Source organism: Mesonia ostreae, from assembly GCF_031845265.1.
In the GTDB taxonomy this organism is placed as follows: Bacteria; Bacteroidota; Bacteroidia; order Flavobacteriales; family Flavobacteriaceae; genus Mesonia; species Mesonia ostreae.
Genome location: NZ_JAVRBG010000001.1, coordinates 70,026 through 83,430, shown reverse-complemented (window position 1 = coordinate 83,430; position 13,405 = coordinate 70,026). Strand labels below are relative to the sequence as shown.

The window sequence follows — 13,405 nt, the reverse complement described above, 5'->3', positions numbered from 1 at the left end:
CAAAAGTTACTTATAATTTCCCTTTTGTTTAATTATCTTTGTGACTTTAAATTTTGATATGGCACAAAAACCCACAATACCTAAAGGAACAAGAGATTTTTCTCCTGTAGAAGTTAGTAAAAGAAATTATATTTTTTCTACCATCAAACATCAGTTTCAAAAATTTGGCTTTCAACCTATAGAAACGCCCAGTTTTGAAAATTCAGATACCTTGATGGGGAAGTACGGCGAAGAAGGCGACCGACTTATTTTTAAAATTCTGAATAGTGGAGATTTTTTAAAGAAAGTAGATGATGACGCTTTCGCGGAAAAAAATAGCCAAAAGATCACTGCGCAAATTTCAGAAAAAGCTTTGCGTTACGACCTTACCGTTCCTTTTGCGCGTTATGTGGTGCAACATCAAAACGAAATTGAATTTCCGTTTAAACGCTATCAAATTCAGCCGGTTTGGCGTGCCGATAGGCCACAAAAAGGAAGGTTTAGAGAATTCTATCAATGCGATGCAGATGTGGTAGGCAGCGATAGCCTTTGGCAAGAAGTAGAATTTATTCAGTTGTACGATGCTGTATTTTCTGCTTTAGGTTTGGAAGGGGGGACCATAAAAATCAACAATAGAAAAGTGCTTTCTGGTTTTGCTGAAGTGATTGGTGAAAGCGATAAGCTTATCGATTTCACCGTGGCTTTAGATAAGCTCGATAAAATAGGGGAGGAAGGCGTTGTAAAAGAAATGCAGCAAAAAGGTATTTCTGCGGAAGCCATAAAAACCATACAACCTATATTTTCGCTTAGTGGAGACTTTTCAACTAAAATAGAAGGTTTAAAAGAGATTTTAGCAAGCTCTGAAGAGGGAAAGAAAGGAATTGAAGAATTAGAATTTATACAACACGCGCTTGAAGCGATGCCTTTAAACACCGCTAAATTAGACTTGGATGTGACATTAGCACGCGGACTTAATTACTACACCGGCGCTATTTTTGAAGTAGCAGCACCAGAGAAAGTGAAGATGGGTTCTATTGGCGGCGGAGGTCGCTATGATGATCTTACCGGTATCTTTGGACTTAAAAATATGAGTGGCGTTGGGATCTCGTTTGGTTTGGATAGAATCTACTTGGTGTTAGAAGAACTCGGTTTATTTCCTGCTTCCGCGGAAGCGAATACTCAAGTGATATTTATCAATTTTGGAGAGAAAGAAGCGCTGTACGCGATGAAAGCCGTAAAAGAATTAAGAGCTCAACATATCGCAGCCGAAATGTATCCCGATGCTGCCAAGATGAAAAAACAAATGAATCACGCCAACAAGCGCGATATCTCGTTTGTAGTATTGGCAGGCACCAAAGAGATGGAAGAGGAGAAATACACTTTAAAAAATATGAAAACTGGAGAGCAGTCTAGCGTTTCTTTGCAAGAAATGATAAAGACGGTAGGCTAATTCTGCCGTAAAATTTCTAAACAAAAAAAAGCCAAATATTTTATTTGGCTTTTTTTTGTTTAGAATATGAATGCTTTTCTGTAAAATTTATACCTACTAAATACGCTCTTTAATAAATTTAATAGGCTGTTTACCTCGAATTTTTAAAAAATAGACTCCTTTTGAAAGTTCTTCTATATTTATGCTTTTATCAGTATTAAGTTTTCCTTTTTTTAAACTTCTCCCTCGAGGGTCAAAAATTTTATAAGAATTTTCTCCTTCTACGCTGTTTACAAATACTTTGTGATTAGCTGGATTCGGAGTAATAAAAACAGTTTTTTCAATAAACTCTAACTCTTCAACATTTAGTGAGTTCCATAAATAAGGTATATAATCTATGTGGTTATCATCGCAATCTGTTGTTTGCTCTATCTAAGGAGTTCCGCTAAATTTTGCCCACCATTCTCCTGTAATAAACTCATCTTCTGCATTTGGATCATGAGGTGTTTCTGTAAAATATCCATATTCACTACTTACAGAAATCCATAAATTATCAAGTAAGGGGTTGCCATTATTGTCTAACTTGGGTATGGGTGCACTAATATATAATAAACTTGTAGAGGTATTATTTATATTTTTAGCTCTACCGTGAGTTGTGGTTGTAATGGCATTTATAATTATATTAAAATCTATTACAGTTTCTTCTTGATAAATTGGAGTCCTATATTAATTAAATCAGAAGTGTTATTAGAAAAAATACCACTAAAATTATAGGTAATATTTCTTAAATATTCATTGTAAAGAGATAAGAATTAATTATTTGTATTCTCGTAAGATAAGGCTGTTATATTAGCATTTTCATCTTCTAGATAGATAACACCTAAGGTATCCTACAATAGAAGTAAAATCATTACTACCATCTGTTATACAAGTATCAGCTCCATTTCTAAAAACAAATAATTCTATGATATTATAATTACCTGTTTCTGTCTTTGTTTTTAGAACTTGTTTAGATTAATGTTGCCAAGTACTTAAGAATACAATAAATAGAAGTAATAATTTTTCATTTTTTTTCTAATATTATTGTACAATTTATAAAAATAATGACTTAAAGTGATTCATAATAATATTTAGTTTCACCAAGAGCATTACCATTTTTATCTACAGTTATCTTTTTTACGGGTAAATTATAGTCGTTATAGATGTAATCAAAATATGAAGTATCTGTTTTGCTTATTATTTTGGTTACATTGTTTTTGTTATAAAATCCTATCTTGTCATAGTGGGTCTTTGTTAATTGATAAGTAGGATTAACCTTATTGTCATATTCATAAAGTCTGTACTCGTATAAAGTTAATTCATTAGAATTAGGGTCTTTATAGTAATAGCTATGAGAAGAAATTCTATTTCCGTTTTCATTATATGTATATTTATAAACCCAATCTAATTGCTCTACTTTAATTAAATTCTCATTGCTATCATACTCATTAAAAACTTCAATAAAATCATTATCTATCCATATTGAATATATGCAATCATCCTCATTGTAATTAGGAGTAATTTTAGAATCAGGATGGGTAGAATAGGAAGTGACTACAGAATCTAACCTTCGGTTAGAATAAAAGTATTGGGTGGGATAATTTAATTTTCTATTATAATAAGAATTTAATACTCTTCCCAGTGTATCATATTCAAAATAAAGATTTTGTCCTGTGCCAATTATTTTATATATATTTCCATTACTGTTAACATCGTAAGGATTATCATCCTTAGAACAAGATAAGATTGAAAACGTAAATAATAGGAGTATTATTTTTTTCATTAATTCAAAATTTGAGTTTATAAAAAAAACCACTCTAAAAAGAGTGGTTTTTTTGTAGCGAGACCGAGATTTGAACTCGGGACCTCCGGGTTATGAATCCGACGCTCTAACCAACTGAGCTACCTCGCCGTTTGCGGGTGCAAATATAGTATTATTTGGCTTTCGAGCAAATAAGTTTTAAAAAAATAATAAATTAATATTTCGCTTTTTATTCAGTAAAGAATATATATATTGCCTTTCAACAAATTATATGTTATGAGTACAAAAGTGAAATACGAGATGGAGTTCCCAATACAGGTGTCGCCGTCATTATTATACCAATATATTTCTACCCCTTCCGGATTAAGTGAATGGTTTGCAGACAATGTTAACTCAAGAGGTGAAGTTTTTAATTTTATCTGGGAAGGCAGTGAAGAGAGTGCTAAATTAGTAAGTAAGAAAAGCGGAGAGCGTATCAAATTACGCTGGTTGGAAGATGAGGAAGAAGGGGATGCTTACTTCTTTGAAATGCGCATACAAGTAGATGAAATTACCAAAGATGTTTCTTTGATGATTACAGACTTTGCAGAGGATAGCGAAGATGATATTAAAGAAGGTAAAATGTTATGGGAAAATATGGTTTCAGACTTAAAACAAGTCTTAGGTTCGGTTTAAAAAATCATATTTTTTAAAGTATATTTGCTCCAATTTTTAACAAAATTGGAGCTTTTTTATGATCAATTACAACGGAAAAATGATAGCGCAAGAGGATGCAGGTTTATCTATAGACAACCGAGGATATCACTATGGAGATTCTCTTTTTGAAACTTTAAGAGTAGTTCACGGCAAAGTAATGTTTTGGGAAGATCACTATTTTCGCTTAATGGCTTCCATGCGTATTTTGCGTATGGAAATTCCTATGTCTTTCTCTCCAGAGTTTCTTGAAGAAGAAATACTTTCTTGTGTAAAAGAAAATGGTTTTGAAGAGCAATCGGTACGGGTAAAAATTAATATTCATCGTCTCTCTGGAGGTCTATATCTTCCGCAGCAGCGCGAAATAGGTTATATGATTGCTGCTTCTGAGTTAGATTCTCCATTTTATATAAACGACGAATCTGCTTACGAAGTAGAACTTTATAAAGATCATTATGTGGCGAGCGGTTTACTTTCTACACTTAAAACCAATAATAAGATTATAAATGTGTTGGGAAGTATTTTTGCTGAAGAAAACGGCTATGACAATTGCTTATTGCTGAATCAAAAAAAGTCGGTACTAGAAGCGCTTAACGGAAATATTTTCTTGGTGAAAGGGAATACTATTAAAACTCCGCCTTTATCAGATGGTTGCCTCAACGGAATTGTAAGAAAAAACTTGATAAAAATTATAGGTAAGATGGATGACTTTCATGTAAAAGAAGAAAGTATTTCTCCATTCGAACTTCAAAAGGCAGATGAATTATTCGTAACCAACAGTATTACGGGCATTAAGTCGATTTCAAAATATAGAAAGAAGGCGTTTGATTTCACCACAGCCAATAATCTACGGGCAAAATTAAATACGCAAGCGCGTTTGGGTTAGTTATAACTAGGATTTTCTGGTGCGTTAGACCAGATAAGGTATTCACCGCCTAACTCCTCTAACTTATCTTTCCAGAAGTTATGGTAGTTTTTCTCTAATATTTCTTCTTGTGTATACTCATGGATGAGAATCCAAGCTTTGGCAGATAATTCTTCCTCGAGTTGGTTCATATCCCAACCAGAGTACCCTAGAAAAAATTTAATTTCCTTATCGGTAATTAAATTATTTTCAATGAGCTTTTTAACAGCTTCAAAATTTCCTCCCCAATAAATACCTTCTGCAATTTCTATACTATCTGGAATTAAACTGGGAACTTTATGAATAAAATATAAGTTGTCTTGCTCTACGGGACCCCCGTAATACACCCGAAAGTCTTTGTTTACACTGGGAATGAGCTCGCTAAGATTATAGTCTAAAACTTTGTTTAGGATAAAACCTATAGAGCCTTCTCCTTTATGGTCTGCTAAAAGAATTACAGAACGATTAAAGGAAATATCACCTGTAATAGAAGGTTCTGCGGCCATTAAAATGCCTTTTTTTGGTTTTAATACTGTCAAACTATATATTTATTTAATTAAAACTAAATTAAAAATTTTAGAACAGCAAAATTTTCATAAAAAAAGACCCTTTTTTAGGGTCTTTTTAATATTTTCTTTAAAGATCTCTTAGTTAACAGACTTCTGTAAATCTGAACCTGCTTTAAATTTAACTACATTTTTTGCAGCAATTTTAATTGTCTTTCCTGTTTGAGGATTTCTTCCCTCACGAGCAGCTCTTTTAGTTACCGACCAAGACCCGAATCCTACAAGTGATACTCTATCTCCTTTTTTTAATGATCCTTCTACGTTTTCTAAGAAAGATTCTAATGCTTTTTTAGCAGCTGCTTTTGAAATTCCAGCATCTTCTGCCATGGAATCAATTAAATTTGTTTTGTTCATAATTTTCGTTTTAAACTAATTGTTGGTTAAACATTTATCAAATACTCTCTACAAATTTATACGCTTTTCGTTGCCATACAAGGATTAGCAAGCTAAATACGGCTAATTGTTAATAACTTTAGCTAATTGTTAATAAAACTAACTTGTTTTTCAAATAATTTCTCTCTTGCTAGCATAATCAAGGCTTTAGAGCATCCTTGCATTTTCTTTAAACGCATAACCATTTAAAAGATCTTTTGCTATCATTTTTCTTTTTCCTGGCAATTGCATTTCTTCAATTTTAATAAATCCATCTCGTGTCGCAACTAAAATGTTTTTTTCTTCTATTAAAACTGTACCAAAAGACAAGAAGTGTTCCTTTAACGTATAACTCGCTTCCTGAATTTTACAACGCAAGACTTCACCTGCATTTTCTAACTGAGTCCAAGCAACAGGATATGGGCTCAAACCTCGTATGTGATTGTAAATTTCCATTGTTGTTTTGGTCCAATCTATTTTTGTATTCTCATTCACCAATTTATAAGCGGTTTTTAAACCTCTGGCTTCTTTTTGCTCTCTAAGAGAAATTTTATCGGTTTCTATTTGTTCTAAAGTTGTAATGACCAAACTAGCACCTTTGTGCATTAACTTGTCGTGTAAGCTTCCTGCATTATCTGTAGCCTCTATTTCTATTTCCTCACTTAGAATGACAGCACCAGTGTCAATCTTATCGTCTATAAAAAATGTTGTTACTCCAGTAATCTTTTCTCCATTAATAATTGCCCAGTTGATAGGCGCTGCACCTCTATATTGCGGCAGTAAAGAAGCGTGTAAGTTAAAGGTTCCTAACCTAGGGAAGTTCCACACTTTCTTAGGAAGCATTCTAAACGCAACTACAATATTTAAATTTGGCTGTAAACGTTCTAAATCTTCCTGAAAAGCATCAGACTTTAAGTTGGTGGGTTGCAATACTTCAATGCCTTTTTCTTCTGCAAAAACTTTTACAGCAGATTTTCTAAGCTTTTGTCCTCTCCCTGCAGGCCTATCGGGAGCGGTTACTACGCCAACCACCGTATAATTTTGCTGAATTATTTTATCTAGAATCGTTACGGCAAACTCGGGCGTTCCCATAAAAAGTATACGTAATGCTGTCATTTTTTTAACTGAATAATATTGTTACTGCTAATTGAAATTAATTTTTTATCGAGCATAGCTCTTAATAGGTATAAAGTGTCTTCTTCTTTGGCTTCAATTATGGGAACCAATTGTTTTAAAGACATTTCTTCCTGCTCTAAAAGTATTAAGATTTGTTGGTAGACATCCTTGTAAACTTTTCTCGTATGTGTTTTCTTTCGGTTTAAACATACCGAACATTTGCCGCAATTTTCTTTTTCATCTTCTCCAAAATAGGCCAAAAGCTCTTTTACTTTACAGCATTCTTGGGAAGAAACAAATAAAGTAACCGCCTTTATCTTTTCTTCTTTGAGACTATATTGCTGTTTTATATATTTAGAGACAGGATTAATGGTGATGTCATCTTCTCTAGGTACTAAAAATACTAAACTCGTATCTTGATTGGCAATGCTTAGATCAATAATTTTTTCTTTAGATAAATACTCTAATTTGCTTTCAATCAATTCTGAAGCTAGACCAGATCTCTCGCTGAGTCTTTCGATGGAAAAACTGGTTTTATGCTCAAAAAAACCACCTTTTAATCGGAATAAAGTTTTTAAAAGTTGTTCGTAAGACGGATTTCCTTCCAGAAAATAAAAAACTTGTTTACTGCTGATTAAAAACTGTAAGGATGTTTTTTGTGAAAATTCTTTGCTAAGCTTGATGACTCCCACGCGATCTAATAACTCTAAACCATTATACGTAAGCGCAAACGGAAGCTTATAATGTCTACAGAAATCACTAAAATTAAAGTTGTGTTCGGTTTGTTGGCCTTCGCCGTACGCAATAGAAAAATAAGCGTTCAGCTTTTTATAGATTAGTTTAACGCTTTTTACGGTAGCAATATTTTTTAAAAATTGATTGTTGAGCAATAAAAAGTCGTGATCGTTATAGAGCAGGAGGGAAGTTGCCTGTTCTCCATTTCTACCAGCTCTTCCTGCTTCCTGAAAGAAACTCTCTAAACTTTCTGGCAGATGATAATGAATCACATTTTGAACATTATCTTTGTCGATTCCCATTCCGAAGGCAGTTGTAGCAACCATAACTTTAAAGCTTTCTTTGAGCCAACCTACTAATAATTTATCTTTCTTAGAAGTTTCTAATCCGCCGTGATATGCATCCGCAGAAATTTTATGTTGTAGCAAAACCTCTTTTAATTCTAAGGTTGCTTTTCTATTTCTTACGTAGATGATGCTCGATCCTGGATGTTTTTTTAGAAAACCAATAAGATGATGCGTTTTATCTTCTTCTTTCTGAATTAAAAACTGAATATTATTCCGCTTAAAGCTATATTTAAACACATTGGAAACATCAATATCTAAAGTTTCTAAAATATCACTTTGTACGCGTTTAGTAGCGGTAGCAGTTAAAGCAATGACAGGAATTTTAGGATGAAGTTCTTGTAGAATGTTGGTCTTTCTATAGGCAGGTCTAAAGTCGTGACCCCATTCAGAAATACAATGCGCCTCATCTATAGCAATAAGGTTCACATTCATTTTAGAAATCCTCTCTTGCACCAAATCTTGCTGTAAACGCTCTGGTGAAAGATAGAGAAATTTGTAATTTCCGTAAATACAATTGTCTAAGGTTGTGTCTAATTCCCCAAGTGAGATTCCGCCTTTCAGCATTAAAGATTTAATTCCTTTGGCGTTAAGGTTTTGCACTTGGTCTTGCATAAGCGCAATAAGCGGTGAAACCACGATGCATATTCCATTTTGCATCAGCGCAGGAACCTGAAAGCAAATAGACTTTCCACCTCCCGTTGGGAGAAGCGCCAAGGCGTTATTGCCTTTTATAAGATGAGTAATGATCTCTTTTTGCGCAGGTTTAAAAGTTGAGAAACCCCAGTATTTACGTAATATTTCTTCTGGGGTAGTCATAGTTTAGTTGGTTTGAGTGTTTGTTAGAATAAATTCTACACGTTGTTCTACAGAACTTTTAGGAACTTCAATTAAGTCGTAGCCCAATTGGGTATACGTCTTTATAAGTTGCTGCTGAATTTTTTTTGCCTCTTCTAAATCTTCATAACGTTCGTTGTCTGAAATGTAAATGGCTTCCCATATAGGTAATATAAAAACCTGATCGTATTTGTATTCTACATTCGCATCATCAAATAAAACAGGATATTTGTCTCTTGCCAGGTCCAAATAAGCCGTAATATCGGGAATTCCTCGATCTATAAAAACATAATTAGCTGCTAATTGATCTGCTTTTTGATGCTGTTTTATTCTACCTTCTAGAAGCAATTCACTAAAACGCAAAGGTTGGGTTAGAAAAAGCTGCTCTGTTCCTTCTTTTTGAGCGGTAAGAATAATCTCTCTAGAAATCTCGGAGAGACAGTGATAACCCATTTGTTCTAAGCGGTTTATGATGGTAGATTTTCCAGTACCTGGACCGCCTATGAGCAATATCTTTTGAGCCTTAGCCATGATAATTTTTTTTTGGCAATTTAAAAAAAGGAATGAAGTATCTTTGTATTTAAAAGATATTAAATTTATGAGTGCAAATAAAGAAAGAGATGACTTTTATAAGAATTTAAAGGTGAAACTAGCAGAAACAGCAGAATGGCCAAGTGAATATTTATATAAATTTATTGTTCCTTCTAAAAATGAAAAAATAGCCGAGGTAGAAAATATCTTTGACAATATGGGAGCTGTAATTACTACCAAAGAATCTTCTAAAGGAACCTATACCAGTGTTTCTGTAAGTGTTAAAATAGAAAGTCCAGAAATGGTGATAGAAAAATATATTGAAGTAGGAGAGAAAGTAGAGGGGGTAATATCTCTATAATTCCTATATTTAACTATATTAGAATGATTTTTTCTAATTTAATTAGAGTTGGTAGCTAATTATTTATTATTTTGCAAGCCTTATAAGCTAAAGACTTCAGCTTCAATACTATTTATACCTATATAATTTTCAATTTTGATATACGATTTAGAATACAACTCAGAGAGGAGTAAACTTTTTATTCCAGAATATGGTAGACATATTCAGAAAATGGTAGAACACGCCATTAGTTTAGAAGATGATAAAGAGAGGAATAAGGTAGCAAAATCTATCATTGCCGTTATGGGAAATCTAAATCCGCATTTGCGTGATGTACCAGATTTTCAGCATAAATTATGGGATCAACTTTTTATCATTAGCGATTTTAAACTAGACGTAGATTCTCCTTATCCCAAACCTTCAAGAGAGCAGCTACAGGAACATCCTTCGCCTTTGGAATATCCTCAAAATTTCCCAAAATATCGTTTCTACGGAAACAATATCAAGCGTATGATTGATGCTGCGTTAGAATGGGAAGATGGCGATTTAAAAGATGCGCTTATCTACAACATCGCGAATCATATGAAGAAATGTTACCTTAATTGGAACCGCGATACGGTAGACGATAAGGCTATTTTTGAGCATTTATATGAATTGAGCGATGGTAAAATTAATTTAAAGAAAAAAGAAGAAGATCTTACGGAAGCTTCCAGTCTTATAAAAGGAAGTAATAGTAAGCGTTACAATAAAACTACATCTTCAAAATCTACCAACAAAAAAAATCACCGTAACCGTAGCACTCGCAAACGTTACTAACAATCTGATTATTTATGGCTACTTTTCAAATTGAAGGAGGACATTCTTTAAAAGGAGAAATAGTTCCTCAAGGAGCAAAAAATGAAGCTTTACAAATACTTTGTGCTGTTTTATTAACCGATGACCAAGTAATTATTGAAAACATTCCAGACATTAGGGATGTAAACAAACTCATTGGCATTTTGGGTAATTTGGGGGTGAAAATTCAAAAATTAGGGAAAGGAAAATACTCTTTTGTTAGCGATAAACTTCATTTAGAATATCTAGAAAGCGAGCTATTTAAAGAAGAAGGCAGCAGCTTAAGAGGTTCTATTATGATCGTGGGACCTTTGCTTGCCAAGTACGGTAAAGGTTACATTCCAAGGCCTGGTGGAGATAAAATTGGACGAAGAAGGTTAGACACGCACTTTGAAGGTTTTATAAAATTGGGCGCTACCTTTAGATATAATAAAGAAGAACGTTTTTATGGCGTAGAAGCGCCTAAAGGCTTAAAAGGAGCCTATATGCTTTTAGAGGAAGCCTCGGTTACAGGAACCGCAAACATCGTGATGGCTGCTGTTTTAGCGAAAGGAGAAACTACCATTTATAACGCAGCGTGTGAGCCTTACTTGCAACAACTTTGTAAAATGTTGGTTTCTATGGGAGCTAATATTCAAGGAATAGGCTCTAATCTTTTAAAGATTGAGGGTGTAGATAAGCTAACAGGATGCACGCATAGAGTTCTACCCGATATGATTGAAATTGGTTCTTGGATAGGCTTGGCGGCTATGACCAAAAGTGAACTCACCATTAAAAATGTGAGTTGGGATAACTTGGGCTTAATTCCTACCACGTTTAGAAAACTAGGAATTACGGTGGAAAAGAATGGAGACGATTTATACATTCCTGCTCATAAAAATGGATACGAAGTAAAAAGCTTTATCGATGGTTCTATTATGAATATAAGTGATGCTCCTTGGCCTGGTTTTACGCCAGATTTACTGAGTATTATGTTGGTGGTCGCTACTCAAGCAAGAGGAAGCGTGCTTATTCATCAAAAGATGTTTGAAAGCCGACTTTTCTTTGTCGATAAACTAATTGATATGGGTGCGAAAATTATTTTATGTGATCCACATAGAGCGACTATTATTGGACACGATTTTAAGTCAAATTTAAAAGCCACCACTATGACAAGCCCAGATATTAGAGCAGGAATATCCTTATTAATTGCAGCACTTTCTGCAAAAGGAACTTCTACCATTCATAACATTGAGCAAATAGACCGTGGATACGAAGATATAGATGGAAGATTAAGAGCTATAGGCGCTAAAATCACGAGAATTTAATCTTTACGGGAGAATAAATGAAACAAAAAAACACCTTATAAGGTGTTTTTTAATTTATAAATGGAGCTCTATCAACAAAATGTTTTTAAGCCTCTTGTTTTTTTTCTTTAGGTTTAAACCCAAACAAATGTTGTTCTCGCACTAAGTTTGCTGTATTCTCTGGTAACATTTCTTCCCAACCTTTTGTATCATTAGCGATCATTTGCAAGGCTTTTCTGGAGTGAATATCCATTACTGAAGGATCGTAATCTTTAATGTCTACTACCTTGCCATTGTATTTAAAGAACTTATAGAGTTCTTTCATTCTTGGGTGCACTTTCAAATTATCACTATCAATGATTTTATCGGTTTTGTCATCTCTCCAAGGATACAAATATACTTTTAGATCTTTAAAGAAAAGTTTCCCAAAGGCTTCCAAAATCCCTCCACTCAAATGACGATAATATCTTTCATCAAAAATATCGATTAGGTTGCTAACGCCCATGGCTAATCCCATACGTTGTTTGGTATATCTAGAAAAATATTCTACCAATTTATAATACTCTTGAAAGTTAGAAATCATCACTGTATGTCCCAAAGAGCAAAGTAATTTAGCTCTATCCATAAAGTCTTTTTCGTCGATTTCGCCTTCAGACCTTAGGTTGGAAAGTGTGATTTCAAAAATACACATGGTATTTTCTTCTTTAACGCGCTTTTCTGTTAAAAAAAGTTCCATCGAGTTTTTATAGATATCCATATTTACTTTGGTAACTGGTCTAAAGCTACCTCTTAGCGCAAGTACATTTTTCTTATAAAGCACTTTTGCGGGAAGAACATTATTTCCATCGGGTGCAAACATTACCGCTTCGGTCATTCCATTTTTAACCAATTGCAAACTCATCAATCGGTTGTCGACTTCTTTAAAACGAGGTCCAGAAAAGTTAATGGTGTCTATTTCTATTTGCTCATTATCAATATGGTCATAAAGATACCTGAGTAGTTTTTTGGGAGAATCATATTTGTAATAAGCTCCGTGAATGAGGTTCACGCCAAGAGTACCTAAAGTATTTTGTTGTAAACGAGCATCATTTTCATGAAATCTAACGTGCAAAATAATTTCGTTGTAATCTTCCTCTGGCGTTACTTGATATCTAATTCCTACCCATCCGTGGCCTTTGTATTTCTTTGCAAAATCTATGGTAGCAACCGTATTGGCAAAACTAAAGAATAGTTTATTGGGGTGCTTTTTACGATCAATACGCTCTTCTATAAGCTTCATCTCGTGAGAGAGCATTCTTTTTAGACGCGCTTCAGTTACATATCTTTTATCATCTTCCACGCCATAAATGGCGTCGCTAAAATTTTTATCATAGGCACTCATCGTTTTGGCGATGGTTCCCGATGCCCCTCCTGCTCTAAAAAAATTCCGAACGGTTTCTTGACCCGCACCAATTTCAGAAAATGTTCCGTAAATATTTTCGTTCAGATTAATGCGAAGTGCCTTGGTGTTGATGGTAGGAATACTCTCGAATTCCTTGTCACCCATTATCGTAATTGGCATGGTTGTCTAAAAATTTTATAAAAGATTACGTTATCAAAGGTAGTGATTTGACATTTAAACAAAAAAATATAACTACT

The 13,405-nt window shown here is 33.9% G+C and carries 14 protein-coding genes and 1 tRNA gene; 6 read left to right on the top strand and 9 right to left on the bottom strand.

The window, feature by feature from the left end; all coding sequences use genetic code 11:
- Positions 1 to 58: 58 nt before the first annotated feature.
- Entirely contained in the window at positions 59 to 1,429 is a 1,371-nt protein-coding gene (gene hisS / locus RLT85_RS00450) for a histidine--tRNA ligase (protein WP_311400075.1), read from the top strand.
- 96 nt (positions 1,430 to 1,525) lie between these two features.
- On the opposite strand, the gene RLT85_RS15045 is transcribed toward hisS, so the two are convergent.
- The 3 genes from RLT85_RS15045 to RLT85_RS00440 all read right to left on the bottom strand — a co-directional run bounded on the left by RLT85_RS15045 (position 1,526) and on the right by RLT85_RS00440 (position 3,359).
- Entirely contained in the window at positions 1,526 to 1,735 is a 210-nt protein-coding gene (locus tag RLT85_RS15045; protein WP_375712325.1) for a T9SS type A sorting domain-containing protein, read from the bottom strand.
- 781 nt (positions 1,736 to 2,516) lie between these two features.
- A complete protein-coding gene (locus tag RLT85_RS00445) occupies positions 2,517 to 3,263 on the bottom strand; it encodes a hypothetical protein (protein ID WP_311400074.1) in 747 nt (248 codons plus the stop codon).
- Between the two features lie 22 nt (positions 3,264 to 3,285).
- Positions 3,286 to 3,359: transfer RNA gene (locus tag RLT85_RS00440), tRNA-Met, on the bottom strand.
- 126 nt (positions 3,360 to 3,485) lie between these two features.
- Between RLT85_RS00440 and RLT85_RS00435 the strand changes: the two genes are divergently transcribed.
- A complete protein-coding gene (locus RLT85_RS00435) occupies positions 3,486 to 3,884 on the top strand; it encodes an START-like domain-containing protein (protein WP_311400073.1) in 399 nt (132 codons plus the stop codon).
- Positions 3,885 to 3,942: 58 nt separating this feature from the next.
- Complete coding sequence (locus RLT85_RS00430) at positions 3,943 to 4,788, top strand: aminotransferase class IV (protein WP_311400072.1); 846 nt, start codon at positions 3,943 to 3,945, stop codon at positions 4,786 to 4,788.
- Here RLT85_RS00430 and RLT85_RS00425 read toward each other — a convergent pair.
- The 5 genes from RLT85_RS00425 to RLT85_RS00405 all read right to left on the bottom strand — a co-directional run bounded on the left by RLT85_RS00425 (position 4,785) and on the right by RLT85_RS00405 (position 9,307).
- Complete coding sequence (locus RLT85_RS00425) at positions 4,785 to 5,345, bottom strand: YqgE/AlgH family protein (protein WP_311400071.1); 561 nt, start codon at positions 5,343 to 5,345, stop codon at positions 4,785 to 4,787. The genes RLT85_RS00430 and RLT85_RS00425 overlap by 4 nt on opposite strands.
- Before the next feature lie 108 nt (positions 5,346 to 5,453).
- Positions 5,454 to 5,726, bottom strand: coding sequence for an HU family DNA-binding protein (locus RLT85_RS00420; RefSeq protein WP_311400070.1), 273 nt, complete (start codon positions 5,724 to 5,726; stop codon positions 5,454 to 5,456).
- Between the two features lie 186 nt (positions 5,727 to 5,912).
- Positions 5,913 to 6,860 carry a methionyl-tRNA formyltransferase gene (gene fmt / locus RLT85_RS00415; RefSeq protein ID WP_311400069.1) on the bottom strand — a complete coding sequence of 316 codons (948 nt, stop codon included), beginning with the start codon at positions 6,858 to 6,860 and terminating at the stop codon, positions 5,913 to 5,915.
- Positions 6,857 to 8,758 carry a RecQ family ATP-dependent DNA helicase gene (locus RLT85_RS00410; RefSeq protein ID WP_311400068.1) on the bottom strand — a complete coding sequence of 634 codons (1,902 nt, stop codon included), beginning with the start codon at positions 8,756 to 8,758 and terminating at the stop codon, positions 6,857 to 6,859. Before RLT85_RS00410 ends, fmt begins: the two co-directional genes overlap by 4 nt.
- Positions 8,759 to 8,761: 3 nt before the next feature.
- Positions 8,762 to 9,307 carry an AAA family ATPase gene (locus RLT85_RS00405; protein WP_311400067.1) on the bottom strand — a complete coding sequence of 182 codons (546 nt, stop codon included), beginning with the start codon at positions 9,305 to 9,307 and terminating at the stop codon, positions 8,762 to 8,764.
- Positions 9,308 to 9,374: 67 nt separating this feature from the next.
- Here RLT85_RS00405 and RLT85_RS00400 point away from each other — a divergent pair, with 67 nt between their 5' ends.
- From RLT85_RS00400 to murA, 3 genes are all read left to right on the top strand, one after another.
- Positions 9,375 to 9,668, top strand: coding sequence for a DUF493 family protein (locus tag RLT85_RS00400; RefSeq protein ID WP_311400066.1), 294 nt, complete (start codon positions 9,375 to 9,377; stop codon positions 9,666 to 9,668).
- A gap of 135 nt (positions 9,669 to 9,803) precedes the next feature.
- On the top strand, positions 9,804 to 10,463 hold the full coding sequence (locus tag RLT85_RS00395) for a DUF4290 domain-containing protein (RefSeq protein ID WP_311400065.1): 660 nt from the start codon (positions 9,804 to 9,806) through the stop codon (positions 10,461 to 10,463).
- Positions 10,464 to 10,477: 14 nt separating this feature from the next.
- Positions 10,478 to 11,788, top strand: a complete 1,311-nt coding sequence (gene murA / locus RLT85_RS00390; RefSeq protein ID WP_311400064.1) for a UDP-N-acetylglucosamine 1-carboxyvinyltransferase — start codon at positions 10,478 to 10,480, stop codon at positions 11,786 to 11,788.
- Between the two features lie 85 nt (positions 11,789 to 11,873).
- Here the strand turns inward: murA and RLT85_RS00385 are convergent, their stop codons facing one another.
- On the bottom strand, positions 11,874 to 13,328 hold the full coding sequence (locus tag RLT85_RS00385; protein ID WP_311400063.1) for a TonB-dependent receptor: 1,455 nt from the start codon (positions 13,326 to 13,328) through the stop codon (positions 11,874 to 11,876).
- Between the last annotated feature and the right edge of the window lie 77 nt (positions 13,329 to 13,405).

Excerpts from the sequence above, each read along its gene's own strand:
- hisS (WP_311400075.1), top strand. The coding sequence starts at position 59 with ATGGCACAAAAACCCACAATACCTAAAGGAACAAGAGATTTTTCTCCT.
- RLT85_RS00435 (WP_311400073.1), top strand. The coding sequence starts at position 3,486 with ATGAGTACAAAAGTGAAATACGAGATGGAGTTCCCAATACAGGTGTCG.
- RLT85_RS00430 (WP_311400072.1), top strand. The coding sequence starts at position 3,943 with ATGATCAATTACAACGGAAAAATGATAGCGCAAGAGGATGCAGGTTTA.
- RLT85_RS00420 (WP_311400070.1), bottom strand. The coding sequence starts at position 5,726 with ATGAACAAAACAAATTTAATTGATTCCATGGCAGAAGATGCTGGAATT.
- fmt (WP_311400069.1), bottom strand. The coding sequence starts at position 6,860 with ATGACAGCATTACGTATACTTTTTATGGGAACGCCCGAGTTTGCCGTA.
- RLT85_RS00410 (WP_311400068.1), bottom strand. The coding sequence starts at position 8,758 with ATGACTACCCCAGAAGAAATATTACGTAAATACTGGGGTTTCTCAACT.
- RLT85_RS00405 (WP_311400067.1), bottom strand. The coding sequence starts at position 9,307 with ATGGCTAAGGCTCAAAAGATATTGCTCATAGGCGGTCCAGGTACTGGA.
- RLT85_RS00400 (WP_311400066.1), top strand. The coding sequence starts at position 9,375 with ATGAGTGCAAATAAAGAAAGAGATGACTTTTATAAGAATTTAAAGGTG.
- murA (WP_311400064.1), top strand. The coding sequence starts at position 10,478 with ATGGCTACTTTTCAAATTGAAGGAGGACATTCTTTAAAAGGAGAAATA.
- RLT85_RS00385 (WP_311400063.1), bottom strand. The coding sequence starts at position 13,328 with ATGCCAATTACGATAATGGGTGACAAGGAATTCGAGAGTATTCCTACC.